The organism is Aromatoleum toluvorans, assembly GCF_012910905.1.
Taxonomy (GTDB): Bacteria; Pseudomonadota; Gammaproteobacteria; order Burkholderiales; family Rhodocyclaceae; genus Aromatoleum; species Aromatoleum toluvorans.
Genome location: NZ_WTVN01000088.1, coordinates 1 through 796 on the forward strand (window position 1 = coordinate 1; position 796 = coordinate 796).

At 53.1% G+C, this 796-nt stretch carries 1 protein-coding gene; it reads left to right on the forward strand.

Translation table 11 applies throughout. The features are described 5' to 3' along the window. The first annotated feature begins 145 nt into the window (after positions 1-145). On the forward strand, positions 146-403 hold the full coding sequence (locus GPA22_RS22415) for a hypothetical protein (protein WP_169258284.1): 258 nt from the start codon (positions 146-148) through the stop codon (positions 401-403). The last annotated feature ends 393 nt before the right edge of the window (positions 404-796 follow it).

Here is a 796-nt window from a genome sequence, read left to right on the forward strand (position 1 = left end):
TGCGCGGCGCGAAATTCATCAGGGCCGCAGCCGACGGGCTGCACAGTAGGCCGGATAGATTGTTGCAGCTGGGTTCGTTCAGAACATCCGAAAGTTCGTCTTGCAATATCGGGGGAGTCCATAGATTGAACGTTAGAACATACCGATGAGCTTCAAGCAATTCACTGCAGGGAAATGGGGCGGTTTCAAACTAGCCACAGCGGGGGTGGGCGTCTGCGGCCTGTCCTCCCTTGCTCTTGAGTTTCTTTGCATCCCTGCCGGTGTGCATTCTGCAATATTCCTAGCGGGCTGGCTTGGAGTTATGGTCGGCTTTGTTATTCATGTGCGCAGGATGCACCAAGAGAACAGAAAAGAATCTAGAGAAAGGATGTTTGCAAAAGCAAAGCAGCCATGGGAAACGTAGAGGCTCATCATGCGTATGCACGCCATTTAGAATCAACTCGCATGGCAGGCGAATCTCTCTAACATGGCAATTAACCTCACTCCCTTCGGTCGCTGGACGGGCAAAAGCTTCGCTTTTCCCCGCCGGTTATTTCTACGTTAGCCCTATGCGGACACAAGCCCGGTTTCGCACAAACCTATTTGCTCCACTAACTGACGAGTCTGATCAAGCTGACAATGGGCGGGAGCTCGCCGATTGGCTGTGCGCCAATCTTCCAGCCGACCTAAGGAGACGCTGATTTATTCGGACACCGTCGCCCCGTGCGATCGATGCGTTTGAGATAATTCTGTCAGCCCATGGCCTCCGAGACTGAGCATGCAATCGAGCTTTTCCGACCTTGAGTACGCTGCGAAG

Excerpts from the sequence above, each read along its gene's own strand:
- GPA22_RS22415 (WP_169258284.1), top strand. The coding sequence starts at position 146 with ATGAGCTTCAAGCAATTCACTGCAGGGAAATGGGGCGGTTTCAAACTA.